This window comes from Stieleria maiorica (assembly GCF_008035925.1).
GTDB classification, from domain to species: Bacteria; Planctomycetota; Planctomycetia; order Pirellulales; family Pirellulaceae; genus Stieleria; species Stieleria maiorica.
Genome location: NZ_CP036264.1, coordinates 567,507 through 584,103, shown reverse-complemented (window position 1 = coordinate 584,103; position 16,597 = coordinate 567,507). Strand labels below are relative to the sequence as shown.

Genomic DNA, 16,597 nt, shown 5'->3' with positions numbered 1-16,597 from the left:
CGGTGGGGCAGCCGGCGGGCAAATCGGCCGGTTATCCGGTGATGCCCCCATCGACGACGATCGTTTGTCCGGAAATGTAGCCGGCGTCGCGAGAGGCCAGGAAAAGCACCGCCGCGGCGACATCTTCGGGGTTTCCGATGCGTTTGGCGGGAATCGTTTTGACGACTTCGTCCAAGATCCCGGTCGGAATCGCGTCGGTCATCTCGCTGGCGATGAAGCCCGGGGCGACCGCATTGACGGTGACGCCGCGATTGACCAATTCCTTGCTCATCGTTCGCGTCATGCCGATCATCCCGGCTTTGCTGGCCGAGTAATTCGCCTGGCCCTGGTTGCCCATCAGCCCCGAGATGCTGGCCATGTTGATGATCCGGCCGTATTTCTTCTTGCGCATGATCCCGGCGGCCGCCCGACAGCAAACGAAACAGCTGGTCAGATTGGTCGCGATCACGCTGTCCCACTCTTCGTCGCTCATCCCACGCATCGTCTTGTCGCGCGTGATGCCGGCGTTGTTGACCAGGATGTCCAGCCGGCCGTGCTCCTTGGCGACCCCTTCGATCGCAGCTGCGGTCGCTTGGCGGTCGGTCACGTCACAGGCCAGTGCGATCCCTTTTCCGCCGGCGGAATCGATTTCAGCAACCGTCGCGGCCAGCTTTTCCGCGTTCCGCGCCAGGCAGGCGACCGTAGCGCCGTTGGCGCCCAAGGCGACCGCGACGGCTTTGCCCAATCCTTGTGACGCGCCGGTGACGATCGCAACTTGGCCGGACAGGTCGGCTTTGAGTGTCAGTTCCATGTTTTTTGTCTGGGGGGAAAGAATGTCGTGTGGGAGCGGGAAGGGGCGAAAGGTCTATTCGTCGCCGAAACCGTCGGTGGGGATTTTACGCTGAATTCGCTTGAGCGTGCCCCGCAACACACGCCCCGTGCCGGCTTCCAGAAAGCCTTCGATCCCGTCGTCGATCATCCGACGGATGCTGGCTTCCCACATCACCGGCTGGGTGACTTGGCGGCTGAGCAGGTCACGGATCTCGTCGGCCGACTGGTGCGGCGCCGCATCGACGTTGCTGTAGACCGGGATCCGGGTGTCACGGATGGGGATTTCGGCCAAGGCCTGCTGGAGCGATTCGACGGCCGGTTCCATCAGCGAGGTGTGAAACGCACCGGCCACCGACAGCGGCACGACCTTCATCGCCCCGGCTTCCAAAGCGGCCGGTTGCAAACGCTCGATCGCGGTCAGGTGCCCGGACACGGCGATGTTGCCCGGACACAGCAGATTGGCCGGACGCAGGACTTCGTCTGCCTCGCGAACGTCGTCGCACAACGCTTGCAGGGGTTCCAGTTCCATCCCCAACACGCTGGCCATCCCGCTTTGGACGGCGTCCGAGGCTGACTGCATCGCTTGGCCGCGACGCTGGACCAGTCGCAGTGCGTCAGCAAAGTCCAGCCCGCCGGCAAAACAAACCGCGGTGTACTCGCCCAGGCTGAGCCCCGCGCTCGCGCTGATGTTGCTGACCCGCTGGGGATGTTCGGCGGCCAAAACGCGGGCCGCAGCGATGCCCACAGTGAACAACGCCGGCTGGCAGAACTCCGTCGCGTCGAGCTTTTCCGTGGGGCCGTTCTGGCACAAATCCGCCAGGTCGTAACCGAGCACCTCGCCCGCTTCGGCAAACAGATCCTTCGCGATCGAATAGTTGTCGCACAACCATCGGCCCATGCCGACGCCCTGCGCCCCCTGGCCCGGAAATAGAATCCCGGCGGAATTTACGTCCATTGGTAACAGCCGCTCAAAAAGAAAACCGCCGAGCGAGATCGTGCGGCGCATCAAAACAGGACACGATGCACCACGGCGCGGCGGAAGGCGTCAAAAAGAGTCGTTCAAACGTGACGGTCGACTATTCGTCGGTCGGCTCGACAACGGTACGCCCCTGGTAATAACCGCATTTGGGGCAGATCGCATGCGTCGGCACCGAACTGCTGCACTGCGGGCAATAGGCAATTTGGCGTTTCTTGACGCGATCGTGGCTGCGGCGTTTGCCGGTTCGACTGTTGCTGTGTTTTCGCTTGGGGACAGCCATGGCTGCTTGGGGGGTAAGGATGGAGTTGACGCTAAATCAATTTTGGCTCAGCATCGTAGAAACGCCGAGCCGGTTTCGTCAATCCACGATCGAAAAAAAGGACCGGCGAGAGGACAAGTAACCTTCGCGCCGCTGTACGCAGCAGGCCGCAATCCGGGGTCGCCCTGTCCGTAGCCCGTCTGCTGGATGCCAGGGCGAAGCGTGAGCGAGGGGCGTGGCGCAACCCCTCGCTCACGCTTCGGGCTGGCATTGATGCATCGATTGCAGAAGCACCACCTACGGCCTTGCGGCGACCATCATGCCCAGCCCCGCTTCGCTGGCGGCCAAGTAGGTGAACTGGATTTCGCCCAGCCCCGCGGCCAGAAACATCGCTTGGCATTCGCGCAGATCCCGCACCCGGCCCGCGGGGGTGGCCAGATGGACGGACAGCCGCCCCAGCGATTCCTTCAATCCGGCGCGGCTGGGACCCAGATAGAAGTCTGGTGCGGCGATCCGGCCGCCGGATTTGAGGGCTGCGGCGGATTTTTGCAGCAAACGCGCTGCCTGGTCATCGGAGTACCCTGACAGCGATTGGGCCAACACGACGAGGTCAAATTGCTGCTCGCCGACCGTCGCCGCCAACGGATCGCTCTCAATCGTCCGAAATCGATCGCTCAACCCGATCGAATCGGCCGTGCTGCAAGCCGCCTTCAGCGCCGCGGCTTCGTCAACAGCCACAACCGTCGCCCCCGCGTCTCGATGGGCGAACGCACAACTCCAAACCGCCGAACCGCAGCCCAGGTCCAAGATCCGCGGGGCGGGCGTGGCTGATTCCCCGCCGATGTCCAAAATCTCCGCCGCCTGCATGGCCGCGGCGGTGTGAATCCACTGGGTCGCAGCGATTCGGGCCCGGTGGGCGGCGGCGTCCACCTCCGCCAGACCGCGGTTGTTCAGTCGACCGACCAGACGTTCCCAGCGGCTGTCACCCAGATCGTCGTCGTACTGGCAGAGCAAATGCCCGGCCCGGGCCAGGGCGAAATCCTCTTCATACTGTTCGACAAACCCGATCGCGACCAACCCGTCAAGCAACAGCTTGGTCGTTTCGGTGCACAGCGACAGTGATTGGCAGAGTTCGTCCAGCGTGTGCTGTTTTTCGCGCAAGCGAGCCGTGATCCCGGATTCCCGCGCCGCCCGCATCAAATGCGCCGCCGCGTTGGTCTGCATCCAATTCTCGTACTGCTGGATCGTGCGATCGCCGGCCGCACGGACGGCCGACGCCTGGCTTGCTTGGGCTTGTTCGGGACTGGAGTTCATGGGGTGGATTTGATGCTGCGGGGAGGAAACAAGTCACGCCCATCAACGGTAACCGATCGACGGCAGGATGCTCACCCCATGAGCCGCAGCGGAAGCCGCCAAGGCCGTAGCGGAAGCCGCCAAGGCTTTCGGCGCGATCCGCAGCGGGTGCGAAACTCTTGACGCGTTCCGCTACGGGAGATCTCCCTCCCGGCGCTCACCGGGCGAACTGCAGCAATTGGTCGATGTACACCGTCGGGGTCACACCGAATCCGCCGACGAAGGCATCGTCAAACGACTTGCCATCGCCGAGCAATCGCAACGTGGCTTCCAGGCCTTTGCGGCGGTTGCGCTCGAGCATCGACATCGCCAGCGCGGTGCCGAATGAGTCGGCCTGCTCGGGTGTCAGTTTGTTACCCAGGAAGGCTTTGGCATCTTTGACCGAGGATGCCGCTTCGACCGCCAACGTCCGCAGCTTTTCTTTCTCGCTGCGACTTTTGGCATTTTGCTGCATCGCGGTGGCCGCCCCCAGCCCTTCGGCGAACCAGCGCGGCACGTCGCCGCCACGGGTGGCGACGGCCAAGCTGACGATCGGCGCCAACAATCTGGATTCGATCGCCTCTTCGTCTTCGGTTTCCGATGCCACGGTGGCGACATAGGCATCGATCCCGTCGAACTGCCAGTGGGCCGACCAATCGCTGGGCACGCTGCGTTGTTCAACCATCTTGGCAAACTCGCTGTAGTCGTATCGGCGTGGCAAGACGAAGATCGTCGCGTGGCCGCCGAAGTAATCTTCGTCGGAAGTCGACGACTTCGGCCGTGCCACCGACTTGGCGACCTTCAAATGTTTCTCTGCCGCCAAGCCGACCACCTTCAACGTCTCCTGCGAGCCGGAACCGACAACGCGGAAGTGATCGGTCTGGTGCTCGGCCAGCGGCGCCGACGGGTTGGCAAGTTTGAAGTTTCGATCGGCCAGTTCGGCTCGCTTGGCGGACTTCTCCGCACTCGTGGCGCGTGAGGCCCAGGCCAGCTTGCTGATCACCTTGATCGGTTGTGACTCGTTGGCGTCCAGTGTCGCCCCCTCATCGATCCACTTGGAGATCAACGCGATCGCATCGTCGCCCAGTGGTGGTCTGCCGCCGGCCGGCATCCGCTCGCCATCGGTCGCGGTGCCGCGCAGCTTTTTCACCAGCAGACTCGCTTCACCACGTCCCGGCGTGATGATCGCTCCGCTGTCGCCGCCGCGCATCATTTGCACGAACGAATCCATTCGCAATCCGCCCCGGACCTGCATGGCGTCGATGTGACAACCGCCACAGTTTTCGACCAGCAACGGGGCGATATCGAAGGAAAAACTGACGGTTTCTTTGCCGGTCGCCTGGGTGATCGCCGGCGGCTTGGTATCCATGGCCGGAGTTGGCGCCGTGCCGGCGGCGAGCATTTGATTCGGATCATCGCCATCGAACTTGGCGCCTTGGGCGATCCATTCTTTCAGCGTCCGCAATTCGTCGGCGCTGACCTTCGTGCCGCCGCGTGGCATGTCACCGGTCTCGATCGTTTCGATCAATCGACTTCCGATGACGTCGCCGGCGAACACGACGACGCCTTCCGGTGGCCCTTTCATCAATGCGGCATAGCTCGATGCGCTAAATCCGCCGCGACGCTCACTGACGTGACAGCGACCGCATTTGCCGCTCAAGATCGGTGCGACGTCCTTGGTAAAACTGACCAGCGTGCCGGAGGTGTCAAAGAACGGTGGGGCGGGTGAACCCGGGGCGGGAGCGTCGGAGGCGGACATCGATGGGGTGCCGGTCGGACGCGCCGGGCGTCGAAAGGGCGGCAGCGACACGCCTTCTAATTCCAGCATCGCGTGAGCCCGCGAGATTTTATCGATGTGGACGACGATCGCGTCGTACAGTTCGGGGCTCCCCAAATCGACCGCCCGCTCGACTTGCTCCAGCGCCTTGCGAATCTCGTTTCCCGACGACTCGTACTTGCCCTCAAAATAATCCTTGCCGGCCCGCGTGATGGTCGCACCGATTGTCGAGACGATGGCTTTTTGGCGTCGATCCAGTTCCACCGCCTCGGCCGCCCCTCCGACCAGGATGTCGCCCATCAGCACGACCAGTAACACGGTGCAACGGAACGGGAGGGGGATGATTCGATTCATCTTCATGGCATTTTTGGGCGGGCTTGGGTCGCGTTCTTGCGACGTTTGGGCTCAAAGGGGCGAACGAAATTCGCGGCCGCAAGAGCCCAAAAATTTTAGTGCAAAGCCTCGGAATAGCCGTTCGGGTGGCTCTGATGCCACTTCCAAGCGGTTTCGACGATGCGTTTGACATCGTTGTATTGGGTTTTCCACCCCAGCACCTCGGCCGCCAAACGTGCATCGGCGACCAATTCTGGCGGGTCACCGGCTCGCCGAGCCCCCATCACTTCGGGGATCGGGTGCCCGGTGACCTCGCGACACGCCTGGATGATCTCGCGGACGCTGGTCCCCCGCCCGGTCCCCAGGTTGACGCAGATCCCTTTCCCCGGCTGCAGCTTTTCCAGCGCCGACAAATGCGCCCTGCCGAGGTCGTCGACATGAATGTAATCGCGTACGCAGGTCCCGTCGGGTGTCGGGTAGTCGTCACCGAACACGGTGATCGATTCGCGTTGGCCGAGCGCCACCTGCAAGACGATCGGGATCAAGTGCGATTCCGGGGTGTGGTCTTCACCGATCGTCCCGTCCGGCCGCGCCCCGGCGGCGTTGAAGTACCGCAGCGCCGCGTAGCCGAACCCATACGCCGCCGCGTAATCGGCCAGCGCCTGTTCAAAGACCAGCTTGGTAAATCCGTAGGGATTGATCGGCTGTTGAAGCGTGGTTTCGGCGATCGGAATCACCTCGGGTTCGCCGTAGGTGGCCGTCGTGCTGCTGAAAACGATTTTCTTCACGTCGGCGTCACGCATCGCATCAAGCAATTCGATCGCGGCAACGACGTTGTTTCGATAATAGAGCGCCGGATCGTTGACCGATTCGTTGACCAACGCGAAGGCCGCAAAGTGCATCACCGCGTCGATCTGTTTCTGTTTCAGCACGTCGACCAGCTTGTCGCGATCGGCCAACTCGCCTTCGACCAGCATGCCCGGCGGGACGGCCTGCCGATGCCCGCGCGACAGATTGTCGTAAACGGTGACGTTGTGACCGGCTTCAACCAATAAGCGTACGGCGTGCGAACCGATGTAACCGGCACCACCGACAACCAAAACATTCATGGAATTCACTTCAGGCAAAGAGGACAACGGGTGTGCCGACGCGGTGTGCCGACCCTAAACGTACGGAATGGTGACTTGAAAACGCCCCTTCGAATCGGATCCCCCCTCCATACGGACTCATTGATCAGTGGCCAAACGAAAAACCAAGCTGCAACTGATCCGGGAATCGGGACCGCCGAAAAAACCGTCCCACTCGGCCGCCTCCATCCGAGAGGAATTCTTAAGCTATCTTCGCGGCGAATGCCATCTGGCCGACAACACGATTCAAGCTTATGGCCGGGATCTTAACCGGTTCATCGATTGGCTGGGAGACAAACGGTTGGATTCGATTCGTGTCGGTGATTTGACGCGGTTCATGGGCACGCTGTCCGAATCGGGTCTTGCGCCGGCATCGGTCTCCCGCGCCGTCGTTGCGATTCGCACGTTTTTTAAATACCTGCAACTCGAAGGGGTGGTCACCGAAAACCCGGCCGAACTGCTGGCGGCGCAGAAGATGTGGCAACGGATGCCGGGCGTGCTGTCGCAGCGGCAAGTCGATGAATTCTTGCGGGCCCCGCGCCGAAGCGATGCGTTCTGGCTGCGTGATGTGGCGATGTTGGAAGTCTTGTACGCGACCGGATGCCGGGCCAGCGAAGTCTGCTCGCTGCGGGTCCGCGACCTGTCGTTGGACCAAAGACACCTTAAATGCACCGGCAAGGGCGGCAAACAGCGCATGGTCCCGATCGGCAGCCAGGCGATCGCCGCCATCAAACGGTATTGTGAAGAGCTACGCGGCGAACTGGCTGCCAAGATGCCTCACCCGCCGGACGAGCTGTTCCTTTCTCGCAGCGGACGACCGCTGGACCGCATCCAGCTTTGGCGTCTGGTCAAACACTATGCCAAACGCGCGGGCATCGATTCGGACATCAGCCCGCACTCGCTGCGACACAGTTTTGCCACGCACCTGCTGGCCGGCGGTGCGGACCTGAGACAGGTTCAAGAGATGCTCGGACACGCCAGCATTCAGACGACACAGATCTACACCCACGTCGAACACTCACGGCTGAAACGGGTTCACCAACAATACCACCCGCGGGCCTGATGCGATCACTCGCCGTCCCAATCCGGGTCGGCGATCTTGCGGTGCATTTCTCCCAGCCGCGCCTGAACGCCCAACAGCCGCTGCCAGGAACTCAGCTTCAACGTCACCGATTGGCTGGTTTCGTCGATCTTGGCCGTTTCGACCAGTTTGCAAAGCCGGTGTTGCAAGAAATCCAAAATCTCACACAACTGAGCTTTCTGGCCCGGACTCAAGTTGTCCGGGATCGAAGGGATCTCGCGGACTGACGCGATGTCCATCTGAAAAGGCGATTTCTCCTGACTCAGCTCCAACGCGACGGAGCTTTCCGAGGAAGACATTTCGCGCGACATCGTCGGGTTTTCGCTCCCCAGTGCCGCCAGCCGCTGTGCGATTTCCTCCTCCGAACCGACCAGCATCAAACTGCGACCGACTGAAATCAAATCACCGCTGCGAAGGATTTTGAGCGGATATTCCACTCCGTTGACCTTGGTCCCGTTGGTACTGTCCAAGTCCGTCAGCACCAAGCGGTCGTTGTCGCGTTGGATCTTAAAGTGACATCGGCTGACACGTTCATCGTTGAGCTGGATGTCATTGACTTCTTCTCGCCCCACCGTGAATGGTGGAATGAGATCGCCGAACACTTTTCCGCGATCAGCGCCGTGCAGAACTTTCAACGTCACACCCGACATGGGCAGACCCCGAGATGATGAGGATCGAGAGAGAGAATTGTCGTGATGCATTAATATATCTGGTTGTTTGACGTCCGTCTGCCAGAAATCTACGCCACTTGGGCGATCACACATTTTAAGTAGTCGCTTTCCGGGCAGCCCACGGCCAGCGGGTGATCCGGGGCAGGTCCCCGATTTTCCAAAATGATCAAGTCGCGACGCCCGCGACGCCCGACGTCGACCAACATGTTTAAAAACTCACTGCGGGATACTCGCCCGCTGCAGCTGCATGTGACGAGAATTCCCCCCGCTGGCAGCAACGCAACGGCCAAGCTGTTCAAGCGTCGATAGGCCCGCAGCGCCTGGTCGACCTGATGTCGCGAGCCGGCAAATCGCGGCGGATCCAGGATCACCGCGTCAAATTTCTGCCCCTCGTCACCAAGCCGTTTCAGCGCGTCGAAACAATCTTCCTGCAAAAACGACATCCGCTCAGCCACGCCGTTACGCTGGGCCGATTCGGTTGCCGCCGCAATCGCCGCAGCACTGGAATCGATCCCGATCACCTGATCGGCCCCCTGCCGTGCGGCCACCAAGCCGAATCCGCCCGTATAACAGCACACATCTAAGACGCGTTTTCCGCGCAAATAACCCGCCGCGGTTTCGTGGTTGAGCCGCTGATCCAGGTAGCCGCCGGTTTTCTGCCCGCCGACCAAGTCGACCGTCAGATCCAGTCCGTTTTGGCGGTAGCCGACCGGCGCGGTCAATTCCACGCCGGGGATCGCCAGCGTGGCCGGCTCGGGATCCAGACCCTCGTACTTGGCCGTTTTCTCATCGACCCGGACCACGATTTGGCGGCACCCGGTGACCTGTTGCAGGTGTTCCAGGATCGTCGAACGCCATTTCATCAACGCACCGGCGGTGAACTGGACTCCCAAGCAATCGGCGTATCGGTCGACGATCAATCCGCTGATCAGGTCCGACTCGCTGAATACCATTCGTTCGGCTTCGTCTTTTTCTGGCGTCCGGGTCAGACGACGCCGGCCGATCGCCGCGTCAATCCGCTGTCGCCACAACGCCTCATCGATCGGCGTCGTGTCCTCGTATGTGTACAAACGCACCCTCAATCGACTGTGGGGATTCACCAGACCCCGGCCCAAAAAATTGCCGTCCATGTCGACCAAATCAACGACGTCGCCGCGTTGCAGGTCGCCGCCATCGCTGAATCGATTCCCGTCACTGATCAACGCATGGGCGTGGACCCAGGGGTGCCGAGAAAGAAACGGAAACTGACGCCCCGGTTTGACGCGGAGCTGTTGGGGGGTGGAGGGTGACACGGCGGTCCGGGGTGCGAGTCGAAAGGGGCTGGAGCCGAAAGGTCGGATCAGAATCTTGGAAGAATGACCGATCGTTGCCCGGTTGCCCAGGTTGGGGTGCAGCCAATTGCTTGTCCGACCGATATATTGGTCAAAGACTGTTTCTTGAGTGGTTCCCGTAACGAAAGGTTTTTGAACATGACTCACATCGTCGCCGAACCCTGCTCGGGTTGCAAATACACCGATTGTGTCGTCGTTTGCCCGGTGGAGTGTTTCTACGAAGGCGAGCAAATGGTTTACATCCACCCCGAAGAGTGCATCGATTGCGAAGCCTGCGTGCCGGAATGTCCGGTCGAGGCGATCTTCCACGAAGACAATCTGCCCGAGGAGTGGAAAAGCTACATCGAACTCAACGCCAAGATGTCCGAAGAGTGCGATGTGATCACGGAAAAGAAGGAACCGCTGGCAGACGATTGATCTGGACCGGATTCCCGACCCTGGTTGTCTGGCGACGCGGGTTTGACCGATTCCAGATGGCCGCATTTCAACGCAAAAAGCCTCGCCGGTGTTTTCACCAACGAGGCTTTTTTAATTCCGCACCGACGTTGATCGGGCGAGCGACTCGATCAGCCGGCTGCCGGCAGGAACGTCTTCCAACAATCGTAGCGTGGGTCGTCGACCGAATGCGTCACCAGCGGGTTGAACCGCGGCTTGGACGGCTTGGTCCGCAGCTTCATCCCCGCCTGCTTGGGCGTCCGCCCCCCTTTGCGGCTGTTGCAGCGCAGGCAACACGCGACGATGTTTTCCCACGTCGTCGGCCCACCTTGGCTGCGTGGCACGACGTGGTCCAAACTCAACTTGTGCGTCGGATAGTCCTTGCCGCAATACTGGCAGGTGTGCTCGTCGCGGGCGAACAGGTTCTTGCGGTTGAAGCGAACCGTTTGCAGCGGCATCCGATCGAAACGTGTCAATCGCGCGATTCGCGGCACCTGCATCTCAAAGCCCACCGCTTGGATGAAATCATCACCGGGCTGCTTTTCGATCGCATTGAGCTGGCTCATTTCACACCAGCTGTCGAAGTCATAACTGATGAACTGGCCCGCTTCGTGGCTGATCACTTCGGCACACTGGCGATACAACAGCGTCAACGTTCGACGGACATCGACCACCCGAATGGCCATGTAGAACCGGTTCAAGATCAAAACGTGACTGTCAAGCAAACTCTGACTCATCTCAGCGAAATCCTTACACTTGTTGCAAGGCCCTGGGGCCATGCCGGGGTGACACGGTCGGGATGATGTTGCGCGCTATCAGCATCCACATTCTAGTCAACACGACCGCGGTGATGGGCCCCCAATTAGGCATCAATCACGCTCTGAAACGCGGAGTTTTTCCAAACCTTCATTTCCGAGGTCGGCTTTCGGCGGTGCGACAGCACATCGGTGTGCCAGCGAGACACTTAGGGGGCCCACCGGGGTTCGCCGCCCAGCCCTCGGTTTCGCGGGATCTTTCCAGGCATATTCGGCGTCGAGTTGTCGGTGCGTACGGAGAGTCGCCGTGTTCTCCGAACTCGGCGTCCCGAAAGCGAAGCTTTGCCCCGAGCCGACCTCGGAGAGTACGGCGACGGTCCCGCAAGGCCGGACACCAACATTGACCCCAGCCCACGGTTTTTCGTAGTCAGTCATGTTTGCGGAGGATTCCGCGCGCGCCACTGGCGGGCGCCACGCATCCGGCCTCCCTTTCGACGCGGCCCATGCAATTGCTAGCGCCGTGGTTGCATCCGACCGATTCGACCGCCCCCCTTCATGTCTCAACTTCGCCGAACCAATGATCGCCGTCGACGCGTGCTGTACCACTCGCACGTGTCCCCGCACACACCGTCGACGCCGGCGACACGCCGTGCCGCGGCGGAATTGCGCGCCGCACGGCAACCGGCGCAACCCTTCGGATCTCGCGTGCATCAGCATCTGCGGGGCCGTTGGTTTTCACTGGTACCGGTTTCTCGGTTGGCGATGACGACCTCGGCGGCGATCATCGCCTCGGTTTCGATCCTGCTGACATCGCTCCATCATCTGGCGTTTGTCTGGCCGGCGCTCGCGTATCGCCAAGACCTCGCCCGCCCGTTGCTGATCGATCGTCCGGACGGCTTTGCCGCCTGGTGGACGACGATGCTGTTGCTGCTTGCGGCCGGGGCGACGCGACTGATCTTTGTCCTTCGTCGACACCGACGCGATGACTACCGCGGTCACTATCAATTGTGGCAGTGGACTTTGATTGTGTTGTTGGCGGCGAGTGTCCATTCGACCGTCGATCTGGTCGGCTGGTTGGGCGCATCGTTGGACCTGTTGGTCGGAAACCGGGCCGTGCTCTCGGGAGCGAACTGGCTGCGGATCGTGTTAGACGTCGGCGGCATCATCCTGGCGATGCGGTTGATCGCCGAACTCTCTCGCTGTCGACCGGCCTTGGTCCCGATGATCCAGGCGGGCGCCTGGATCGGTTTTTCCGAACTCGCCCATTGGCAAATCGTCGTCGTCGATGGCCCCCTGATGGCAACCTTGGTCACCGCCGCGCCGATGCTCGGCTGGACCTGTTTCCTGGTCGCCGCGACGCTCTACCTACGCTCGATGTACCGCCAGATCCGCAACATCCCCGATGCCATTCCGATCCGCCAGCGGATCACCGAGTGGATCGCCGAACGGCGAAACGGGGATGCCGACTTCCGTTCTGAATTCTTCGACGCACAGGACGCGCCGCGTCCGGCGGTCGCAAGTGTCACCACCACACGCGCCGCTGCCCCAAACGCGAAGCCGAACACGGTGACGAAACCCGCCGCCAAACCCGTGCGGACAGCCGATGCCGATGCCAGTGAAACCGAAGTAGACGAAACGGACATCGACGACTCGCCGGCACAGGACCGACCGGGATGGTTTGCCCGGCTGAAACGTCGCATCAGAAAACCCAAGCCAGAAACCGAATCGAGCGAGTCAGTCTCGGGGGACACGCCCGAGCAGGATACTCACGATGAGGACGCCGCGCCCGACCGCGAGGTCGCAGACACCGACAAACCCAAACGCCGTTGGTTCGGCCTGCGATCGGCACGCCGGATCGATCCGGAGGACGCCGACGGCGACGGCGATCGCGACGAAGACGAAGAACCCGAGAGCCGATCCGGCGAGACGACGGAGCCACCGCCGAAAAAGAAACGCTGGTTCTCGCTGCGGTTGAAACCCCAACGCACCGGCGACGAGACCTCCGATCAGGATGCTGACGCGACGACCGAGGAGAACGAAGTCGACGACGTCGTTGCCAAGAAATCCTGGTTCAGCCGACTGCTTCGACGCAAGCACGCCGACGAATCCGAGTCGCAAGCCGCGGACGAGTCTGCGGATTCGGATTCCTCGACCGCCGCATCCTCCCACCCGCGTTCCAGTCCAAACGCCGGGAAACCTCCGGCAAGATCTCAAGGGCCGCTCCATGCCGCCACGCGGGGGCGTCAATCTTCGTCGGCCCAATCGGCCGGAACCCCGTCGGCTGAAACATCACGAATCACTCCGGCCGAAGTCGCCGCCGGCGAGGTCGATCCGGACGACATCGACTGGGAATCGATGACCAAAGCCGAACGGCGGCGGATGCGAAAGACGCTCAAACGCGCCGGCCGAGCGGCCTGATCCTTCGTCACACCAGCGGTACGACGGCCCTTCCGGGCCGTCGCGAACACCGCTTCGCCCCGCGCGTACGATGGCCCTTCCGGGCCGTCGCAAACACCGCTTCGCCCCGCGCGTACGACGGCCCTTCCGGGCCGTCGTCGTGAGCGATTCTCCGCGACGACCTAGAAAGGACGTCGTCCAACGATCCGCCGCGGGCGATCCTCCCTTCGTTTCCGCCGCAGGCGCTGATATCGTGTCGCCATTCCCCTTCAACACGTTTTCTCCCAGATTCCATGATTCGAACCCGTTTTGCGCCCAGCCCGACCGGTTACCTGCACATCGGTGGCGTCCGTACGGCCCTGTTCAACTGGCTGTTGGCCAAACAATCCGGCGGTCAATTCATCCTGCGGATCGACGACACCGACGCGGGACGCAACGTGTCCGAGGCCCTGCAACCGATCCTGGACGGATTCAAATGGCTGGGCCTCGACTGGGACGAAGGGCCGGAGGTCGGTGGCCCCAGCGGCCCGTATTACCAGTCCCAGCGGATCGAAGTTCACAAGGCCGCCGTCGCACAATTGCTCGCCAGCGGGCACGCCTATCGCGATTATGCGTTGCCCGAAGAGTTGGCGGCCGAGCGTGAGGCCGCGGAAAAACGCGGCGAACGTTTCTTTTATGACCGACGCTGGATGGCGGCCGACGACGACGCGGCCAAGGCCTACGAAGCGGAAGGACGCCAAGCGACCATTCGGCTGAAGATGCCGCGTGAAGGCGATTGCGTGATCGAGGACCTGGTCCGCGGGACCGTGACGGTCGCCTGGCAGACCGAACAAGATCACGTGATCGCTCGAACCGATGGCAGCCCGCTGTATCACTTGGCCAGCGTGATCGACGACCACGCGTTTGGGATCACGCACGTCGTTCGCGCCGAAGAGCACCTGCCCAACACGCCGCGACAGATTTTCATCCTCGAATCGCTCGGCTACCCGCGGCCGCAATACGCCCACCTGCCCTACGTCGCCGAACCCGGCGGATCGGCCAAGCTGAGCAAGAGAAAACTGAACAAGTATCTGAAGAACAAAGACTTCGCGGACCTGCTGGAACACGGCAATCGGATCGCCCGGCGATGCAACGTGGCCACCAGTGACGACACCTTCAACCCCGTCATCGTCGACTTCTATCGCGACATCGGGTTCTCCGCCGATGCGTTGTTGAACTACCTGTTGCTGTTGGGTTGGTCACTTGACGGCGAGCGTGAAAGGTTCTCGGTCGACGAGATGATCAAGCTGTTCTCGCTCCAGCGCGTCACCAAGTCGCCGGCCTCGTTCGATCCGCAGAAGCTGATGGCCTTCCAAGCCGACCACTTCGCCGCACTGCCGGCCGAGGTTCGCTTGGACGCGGTCGCGCCGTTTGCGGTCGCGGCCGGTCTGGTCGAATCGAAGGACGATCCACGGCTCGCCGCCGTCGTCACCGCCGCCGGCGATCGGCTCAAGGTCGCCGGGGACATCATCGATTTCGAATACTGTTTCCTCGATTCGATCGAGTACGACCCCAAGGCATTCAAAAAACGGATCAGCAAACCGGAAGACGCCTGCAACCTGCTGTCCGGCTTCCGCGACGTCGTGCTGGCGGCCGACACATTTGACGCCGCAGCGGCGGAATCGCTGCTGAAAGACTATTGCGAATCCGCCGAAATCCAGATCGGACAGATCATTCATGCGGTTCGAGTCGCCGTGACCGGGACCGCGGTCGGTTTTGGGATGTTTGACACCCTGGCGATTCTCGGTAAAGAGAAAGTGGCCGAGCGGATCGAAAAGGCGTGCAAAAAAGCCGCAGAAGCTTGATTCAACGCCGCAAATGGCGCAGGTTACAGAATCCGGCCATCCGCCGATTGTCGGCTTCCCCCCGATTTCCGATCTCGTCGAAATCCCATGAAATACACCATCCTGTTCGCACTGACCGTCGTTCTCCTGGCCGGATGCAGCCGAGAAAAAACCGAATACACCGCCCAGTTTGAACCGAATCTGGTCCACGCGATGAAGTACCAGATCAAGGAGGGCATTCCGATGGAAGAAGCTCTCAAGGATGCCAACTGGATCATCGATGGGATGTTCGGAACCCCCGACGAGCCGACGCTGCCGGAGGTGTTGCTCGATGACGACTTTTCCGACCTGATCTCGCTGGACCGCATCAAACGCGCCGCCGGTCCGATCGGCGAAAACAGCGGGCTGTATCGCAAACACTGCGTCAGCTGCCACGGCATCACGGGGAACGGACGCGGCGAGAATTCCGCGATCCTGGATCCGTATCCGCGAGACTACCGTCACGGGATTTTTAAGTTCAAATCGACCAAGCGCGGCTCGAAACCGGTCCGCGAAGATCTGGCGCGGTCGATCCGCGACGGCATCGACGGCACCGCGATGAAAAAGATTCCGGAACTGACCGAAGAAGACATCCAAGCGCTGGTCGACTACGTGATCTACCTGTCGATCCGCGGTGAATTGGAACGCACGCTGATCGACGACGCGATCTTTGAACTGGATCTGGAAGGCGGCGACCGGATCGTGGATCGACAGATCGGGGAAACCATCGCCGCCGAAGGGCGCGAGCAGTTGGAGAAGCAGGTCCAGGCGTGGGAACAGGCCGGCGAGCCCGAGGGCGAACGGGGCGAGGAGATCGCCGAGCGTTTGGACAACTTTGACGAGTCGATGGAAATCGCCCAGGAAATGCTCGAGGACATCGCGTTTGATTGGCTGGATGCCGAAGAAGACGTCGTCGAAGTCCCCGAGCCGCCGGCCGACATCCCTGTGGCAGACAGCTACGAAGAATTCGTCGACCTTTCCACCGGCGACCAGGCCGAAGCGTTGGCGGCATCGATCAAACGCGGCCAAGCGATCTTTACCGGTAAAGTCGCCTCCTGCAGCAAATGCCACGGCGAAAAAGGGCACGGCGACGGTCAGAACAAGGACTACGACGACTGGACCAAGGACTGGACCACGCGCGCGGGGCTGAAACCCGAAGACACCGACGCTCTGATTCCGTTGATGGCCCGCGGCGCCATGCCGCCCAAGAACGCGCTGCCGCGGAATTTTTCCGAAGGCGTTTTCCGCGGCGGAGCAGCCGCCGAAGACCTGTACCGTCGCATTCTGCAAGGCATCGAAGGCTCTCCGATGCCCGCTTCGACGTTCGTCCCCGGTGAGTACGAAAAGGACGACATCTGGCACCTGATTAATTTCGTCCGCTCGGTCAAGAAACCCGAACCGGAGACGTCGGAGGCCATTTAGGCATTGCCCGGGTGGAATGGATCGGG

General features: G+C 61.4%; 14 protein-coding genes. 5 read left to right on the top strand and 9 right to left on the bottom strand.

The features are described 5' to 3' along the window. Positions 1 to 31: 31 nt before the first annotated feature. The 6 genes from fabG to galE all read right to left on the bottom strand — a co-directional run bounded on the left by fabG (position 32) and on the right by galE (position 6,599). A complete protein-coding gene (gene fabG, locus Mal15_RS01840; protein WP_147866189.1) occupies positions 32 to 790 on the bottom strand; it encodes a 3-oxoacyl-[acyl-carrier-protein] reductase in 759 nt (252 codons plus the stop codon). A 54-nt stretch (positions 791 to 844) separates the two neighbouring features. After that, on the bottom strand, positions 845 to 1,765 hold the full coding sequence (gene fabD, locus Mal15_RS01835; RefSeq protein WP_199773798.1) for an ACP S-malonyltransferase: 921 nt from the start codon (positions 1,763 to 1,765) through the stop codon (positions 845 to 847). A 121-nt stretch (positions 1,766 to 1,886) separates the two neighbouring features. Next, the gene (rpmF, locus tag Mal15_RS01830; protein WP_147866187.1) at positions 1,887 to 2,069 is read right to left on the bottom strand and encodes a 50S ribosomal protein L32; all 183 of its coding nucleotides are present in this window, start codon (positions 2,067 to 2,069) and stop codon (positions 1,887 to 1,889) included. Positions 2,070 to 2,345: 276 nt separating this feature from the next. Further along, positions 2,346 to 3,362, bottom strand: coding sequence for a class I SAM-dependent methyltransferase (locus tag Mal15_RS01825; protein ID WP_147866186.1), 1,017 nt, complete (start codon positions 3,360 to 3,362; stop codon positions 2,346 to 2,348). Between the two features lie 196 nt (positions 3,363 to 3,558). Then, a complete protein-coding gene (locus tag Mal15_RS01820; protein ID WP_167546582.1) occupies positions 3,559 to 5,511 on the bottom strand; it encodes a c-type cytochrome domain-containing protein in 1,953 nt (650 codons plus the stop codon). Between the two features lie 95 nt (positions 5,512 to 5,606). Then, a complete protein-coding gene (gene galE, locus Mal15_RS01815; RefSeq protein WP_147866184.1) occupies positions 5,607 to 6,599 on the bottom strand; it encodes a UDP-glucose 4-epimerase GalE in 993 nt (330 codons plus the stop codon). Between the two features lie 127 nt (positions 6,600 to 6,726). On the opposite strand from galE, the gene xerD reads away from it, so the two are divergent. Beyond that, a complete protein-coding gene (xerD, locus tag Mal15_RS01810) occupies positions 6,727 to 7,680 on the top strand; it encodes a site-specific tyrosine recombinase XerD (RefSeq protein ID WP_147866183.1) in 954 nt (317 codons plus the stop codon). Between the two features lie 5 nt (positions 7,681 to 7,685). On the opposite strand, the gene Mal15_RS01805 is transcribed toward xerD, so the two are convergent. Continuing rightward, the gene (locus Mal15_RS01805) at positions 7,686 to 8,348 is read right to left on the bottom strand and encodes an FHA domain-containing protein (protein WP_147866182.1); all 663 of its coding nucleotides are present in this window, start codon (positions 8,346 to 8,348) and stop codon (positions 7,686 to 7,688) included. Between the two features lie 89 nt (positions 8,349 to 8,437). After that, positions 8,438 to 9,661 carry a class I SAM-dependent rRNA methyltransferase gene (locus tag Mal15_RS01800; RefSeq protein ID WP_147866181.1) on the bottom strand — a complete coding sequence of 408 codons (1,224 nt, stop codon included), beginning with the start codon at positions 9,659 to 9,661 and terminating at the stop codon, positions 8,438 to 8,440. Positions 9,662 to 9,838: 177 nt separating this feature from the next. Here Mal15_RS01800 and Mal15_RS01795 point away from each other — a divergent pair, with 177 nt between their 5' ends. Then, positions 9,839 to 10,117: a ferredoxin family protein gene (locus tag Mal15_RS01795; RefSeq protein ID WP_147866180.1), complete on the top strand. Its 279-nt coding sequence runs from the start codon at positions 9,839 to 9,841 to the stop codon at positions 10,115 to 10,117. A gap of 149 nt (positions 10,118 to 10,266) precedes the next feature. Here Mal15_RS01795 and Mal15_RS01790 read toward each other — a convergent pair whose 3' ends face one another. After that, positions 10,267 to 10,872, bottom strand: coding sequence for an HNH endonuclease (locus Mal15_RS01790; RefSeq protein ID WP_147866179.1), 606 nt, complete (start codon positions 10,870 to 10,872; stop codon positions 10,267 to 10,269). A gap of 573 nt (positions 10,873 to 11,445) precedes the next feature. Between Mal15_RS01790 and Mal15_RS01785 the strand changes: the two genes are divergently transcribed. The 3 genes from Mal15_RS01785 to Mal15_RS01775 all read left to right on the top strand — a co-directional run bounded on the left by Mal15_RS01785 (position 11,446) and on the right by Mal15_RS01775 (position 16,571). Beyond that, positions 11,446 to 13,308 carry a DUF2339 domain-containing protein gene (locus Mal15_RS01785; RefSeq protein ID WP_147866178.1) on the top strand — a complete coding sequence of 621 codons (1,863 nt, stop codon included), beginning with the start codon at positions 11,446 to 11,448 and terminating at the stop codon, positions 13,306 to 13,308. A gap of 272 nt (positions 13,309 to 13,580) precedes the next feature. After that, on the top strand, positions 13,581 to 15,131 hold the full coding sequence (gene gltX, locus Mal15_RS01780) for a glutamate--tRNA ligase (RefSeq protein WP_147866177.1): 1,551 nt from the start codon (positions 13,581 to 13,583) through the stop codon (positions 15,129 to 15,131). A gap of 87 nt (positions 15,132 to 15,218) precedes the next feature. Then, complete coding sequence (locus tag Mal15_RS01775; RefSeq protein ID WP_147866176.1) at positions 15,219 to 16,571, top strand: cytochrome c; 1,353 nt, start codon at positions 15,219 to 15,221, stop codon at positions 16,569 to 16,571. The last annotated feature ends 26 nt before the right edge of the window (positions 16,572 to 16,597 follow it).